We start from the raw sequence: 4609 nt of genomic DNA, 5'->3' as shown, positions 1-4609 counted from the left end.
TTTTAACTCGCTCTTGGGGTACATCGGGAAATGGTAACCTAAAAAATTCCCGGAACATCGGGTTTCTAAAAGTATCTGGGACTCTACTGGTGACGGTTCTAGAAGCGTTAATCCGCACCACTGCTGGTCCAACTTGTTCTACCACATTGGTGATAAAGTTGGGATTTTGAGTAACTACAGGTTTAGTGCCTGGAAGCCTAGCTGTTTTGTTCTGAGGGACAATTGCTTGAGGGGATGTGGATTCTGGAACAGAGTTACGTAATGCTACATAACCGCCGGAAAAGCCTAACCCTGCTCCCAGTAACAACAGTGACGCATAAGTTCCTGCCTTTTTTAACGGATTACGGCTGGTGTGATTAGATTTGGGGGTTTGATGGTCTACTAGCATAAGATTCTGTTGACAAAAGGGTAGATCGACTGGGAGGCAGTGGGCTTGATATTGGTTTTGAATCAGTTCCTGAATGACTGGGCTTTGATTAATTCAGGATTTACGCACCAAGATTATTAAAACCAGGTTGATCGTTATCAATCAAAGGCTGAAATTGGTGTAATTACCTTCAATAACCGGGTTTCTGCGTAAGTCCTATAATTTAATCTAGACATCTTCTGTTAATTTTATGTCAGAGCAGTGTTTAACTTAGATTAAAATTATTGAGGGTCGGGAGCTGAATACAATTGGCAATACAATTGGCAAGGGAAGCCACGCTTCGCTTTGGGGGCTATAGGATAGGCGCAACGAGGGATAAATACTCCCTATCCAATATGATCATTAGTCTAGCGCATTCCCCTAGTAATGGAGGTTGACAATACTACCAATATGTGATGGGTTAACCGAACATCCATACAGTTCTAAGATGAAATAGTGTCAGAAATGCTACCTTAGCGTGATTTGGTAATGGATAATGGGTGATTGGTGATTCGCTAACTATTACTGAAACTATTACTGATTACCGATTACTGATTACCTAGGAATTGTGGTCAAGGGTAACTTCGGAGCATTAAAATTCGGAGCATGTAAACGAAAGTTGTTGGATTTTTACCAACATTTCACTATTGAATAGTAGGTTGAATAAGGGTTAAAAATAGTTTGTAAATTGCTCAAGCAATCCATAATACTAAAAATTTAGTAGGTAAGGTATAATATACCTAGCATCTGTTGTTGCTCAAAAAATAAAAACTATAAAGTGTAAGTTAAACACATGTAAATTAAACACATGTAAATTAAACACATGTAAATTAAACAGATGGTGTTAAACTATTATTATGCAGATTCATCGACTTCCAGCCCTTTCTGACAACTATATCTTCTTATTACACGACCCCAAGCAGAATATTGCTGCTGTTGTTGATCCAGCCGAGGCTAAACCGGTGATACAGTGTCTGAAAGAAATGGATGCGGACTTAGTGGCTATTTTCAACACTCACCATCACATGGATCATGTGGGGGGAAATCGACAGTTGATCCAGCAGTTTCCCGATGTCTGTGTATATGGGGGAGCTGAAGACCGGGGTCGGATTCCTGGTCAACAGGTGTTTTTAGAAGAATGCGATCGCGTCGAGTTTGGTGATCGCCTTGGTGAAGTCTTGTTCGTTCCTGGACACACCAGAGGACATATTGCCTACTACTTTCCCCCAGTAGTCTCTGGTGAAACCGGTGAACTCTTCTGTGGCGACACCCTATTTGCGGGGGGTTGTGGCAGACTATTTGAAGGAACAGCAAGCCAAATGGTAGAATCCCTGAGCAAGCTACGGGATTTACCAGATAATACACGAGTATGGTGTGCTCATGAGTACACCTTAAAAAATCTCCAATTTGCCCTGAGTGTCGATGGTGAAAACCCGGACTTACAAGGGAGATTTGCCCAAGTCCAAGAGGCGCGTCATCGTAAAGAGGCAACGGTACCCTCCCAGTTAGGGGTTGAAAAGCACACCAATCCATTTTTACGTTGGGAAGAGCCTGCCCTACAGTCGGCTGTTCAAGCAAAAGAACCCGTTAAGACATTTGCACGGTTACGGGAGATGAAAGACCGATTCTAAGATTATTGATAAAGCCTTGATCAAGGGACATATTTCCTTGAGGATATGCTCCTTTATTAGTTGGACTATAATCAAGGTTGAGTTAATAAATTTAGTTAATCCAATTGAGCAATAGAAAAAAACCATGCTTAGCGAATTGCAGCAAAGAAAATTGACCCAGTTGTTTAACGTGTACGATCAGCAAACAAACGGTTTTTTAACCCAAGCCGATTTTGAACGGATTACTGATAACCTTGCTGCCATCAGGGGTTGGACACCGGGCTCGCCAGACTATGACAATCTTCTTGCTATTTACATGAGGATTTGGAATGGCGTGCAAAAATTTACCGACGAAAATCAAGACCAGCAAGTGACCTTGGATGAGTGGTTGACTTATCATGAAAATGTACTGAGTGACACCGACGGTAACGAAGCAGTAGTCAATGCTAAAGCGGCAGGGATTATTTACCTATTGGATTCTGATAAAGACGATAAAGTTACTCTGGAAGAATACCGACAGTTTTTTAAGGCTTACGGTATTGACGACAGTCAAATTGAAGAAATTTTTGGACGCTTCGATCAGAACAATGATGGTTACATTGACAAACAAGAGATATTAGATCTAGTTACCGAATTCTATTACAGTCAGGATCCAGAGGCTCCGGGAAACTGGATTTTCGGTTCCTACTGATGATTTAGGTTTGCCTATTGGCGGATATGTCATCCCCGAAATGGTTTAATAAGTGTTTTAATTGACACGGAGCCCTCAGTATTCAGCCCTCAGCCCTCAGCAATCAGCAATCCGCAATCAGCACTAAGTTGCGATCGCTTACAAATTGTCGTAGTATGGAATGTTTGTCGAAGCATTATCATTCACGCTAAACTATAACCGAAACTAAACACTATGGCACAACGTGTACAAGTCGTTTTAAGCAAAGACGTTCACAAACTTGGAAAAGACGGTGATCTGGTAGAGGTAGCTCCGGGCTATGCTCGCAATTATCTCATTCCCCAAGGAATTGCAGTTAGGGCCACCTCTGGTGTTCTCAAGCAAGTTGAGCGGCGCAGAGAGCAAGAACGGCAGCGTATCCTCGAAATCAAGCAACAAGCTGAGTCGATGAAGACTGCTCTACAAACTATTAACCGCTTTACTATCTCGAAGCAGTTGGGTGAAGATAATGCTATCTTCGGTACTGTTACTAGCCAAGACTTGGCAGATGCAATCCAAGAGTCTACGGGCAAAGAAATAGACCGCCGAGGTATTACCCTACCTGAGATTAGTCAACTTGGTTTCTATAATGCAGAAATTAAGCTTCATCCAGAAGTTACAGCTACTGTAGAAATTCATGTTGTTCCCAAATAAGTTAATTAATAGTTTGTTTAGTTTGTTGACACTTGACTGTTGATTGTATCATCCTGTCAACTGTAAATTAAACAACAGGTGCTTAATTTGTTCAGGTTGTATTAGTTGCGCGTAGGGCATAAGCTAATAGCACCTCAAATAGCGTGGCACAGGCTTCTAGCCTGTGACATAGCGCATTAGCATTAAGCTGATAGCTGATAGCTGATAGCTTAATGCTAATAGCTGATAGCTAATAGCTGACCTTTACCCTGAACTCAATAGACGACTAGTTTACTATGACTCAAAAACAAGATTTTTCAGCGTTTGGGAACTCTATACCACCCCAAAATATTGATGCCGAAGAGTCTATTATCGGAGGCATTTTATTAGACCCGGAAGCCATGGGTCGAATTGCTGATTTCCTGAATTCAAAAGCTTTCTACGTCCGGATTAACCAAACCATTTACGAAGCTGCTTTATTACTTTATAGCCAGGGTAAACCGACGGATTTGATGAGTGTTACTACCTGGCTTTATGACAATGACTTATTAGAGAAAGTTGGGGGTCAAGCTAAGTTAGCTCAGCTAGTTGAACAAACGGTTTCAGCGGTCAATATTGACAGGTTCGCTAAGTTAGTGATGGACAAGTATCTGCGCCGTCAGCTAATCGAAGCCGGTAACGAGATTTTTAAGTTGGGTTATGAGACATCCTTGGAATTGGAAACAGTCCTTGACCAAGCGGAACAGAAAATTTTCAGCCTCACCCAATTGCGTCCTCAGCAAGGTCTAATCGCGATTTCTGAAACCCTAGTCCAGACCTTCCAAGATATAGAAAATCGGAATCAGGGTATTGATTTGCCTGGTATTCCATCAGACTTCTATGATTTGGATGCCCAAATTGGGGGGTTAAGTCCGTCTGACTTAATTATCATTGCTGGTAGACCATCCATGGGAAAAACTAGCTTAGCGTTAGGAATTGCTCGTAACGTAGCTGAAAAAATGCCAGTGGCGATTTTTAGCTTGGAAATGTCAAGAGAACAACTAGTGCAGCGGTTGTTAGCTAGTGAAGCGAAAATTGACAGTAACTTTTTGAGAGCTGGGCGCATTGCTCAAAATCAGTGGGCACCCTTGAGCGAAGCAATCGGTGTGTTATCAGAGTTGCCTATTTATATTGATGATACCGCTAACCAGACTGTGATGCAAATGCGATCGCATGCTCGTCGTCTTCAAGCAGCCCAAGGGAGCCAGTTGA

General features: G+C 42.1%; 4 protein-coding genes and 1 pseudogene. 4 read left to right on the top strand and 1 reads right to left on the bottom strand.

Going from position 1 to position 4609, the window contains the following annotated elements; translation table 11 throughout:
* Nucleotides 1-388 (bottom strand): annotated as a pseudogene (locus F6K20_RS25270) (serine protease); the annotation flags it as partial.
* Between the two features lie 875 nt (nucleotides 389-1263).
* Here F6K20_RS25270 and gloB point away from each other — a divergent pair.
* The 4 genes from gloB to F6K20_RS25250 all read left to right on the top strand — a co-directional run.
* Nucleotides 1264-2037, top strand: coding sequence for a hydroxyacylglutathione hydrolase (gene gloB / locus F6K20_RS25265; RefSeq protein ID WP_287296466.1), 774 nt, complete (start codon nucleotides 1264-1266; stop codon nucleotides 2035-2037).
* A 124-nt stretch (nucleotides 2038-2161) separates the two neighbouring features.
* Nucleotides 2162-2707 carry an EF-hand domain-containing protein gene (locus F6K20_RS25260; protein WP_008180019.1) on the top strand — a complete coding sequence of 182 codons (546 nt, stop codon included), beginning with the start codon at nucleotides 2162-2164 and terminating at the stop codon, nucleotides 2705-2707.
* Between the two features lie 213 nt (nucleotides 2708-2920).
* The gene (rplI, locus tag F6K20_RS25255) at nucleotides 2921-3379 is read left to right on the top strand and encodes a 50S ribosomal protein L9 (RefSeq protein ID WP_008180021.1); all 459 of its coding nucleotides are present in this window, start codon (nucleotides 2921-2923) and stop codon (nucleotides 3377-3379) included.
* Between the two features lie 275 nt (nucleotides 3380-3654).
* A partial coding sequence (locus F6K20_RS25250; protein ID WP_287296464.1) for a DnaB-like helicase C-terminal domain-containing protein occupies nucleotides 3655-4609 on the top strand: 955 nt, incomplete at its 3' end.

The organism is Moorena sp. SIO2C4 (assembly GCF_010672485.1).
Lineage (GTDB): Bacteria > Cyanobacteriota > Cyanobacteriia > Cyanobacteriales > Coleofasciculaceae > Moorena > Moorena producens.
Note: the sequence above shows the minus strand (reverse complement) of the source record. Positions and strands in the feature narration are given on the sequence as shown.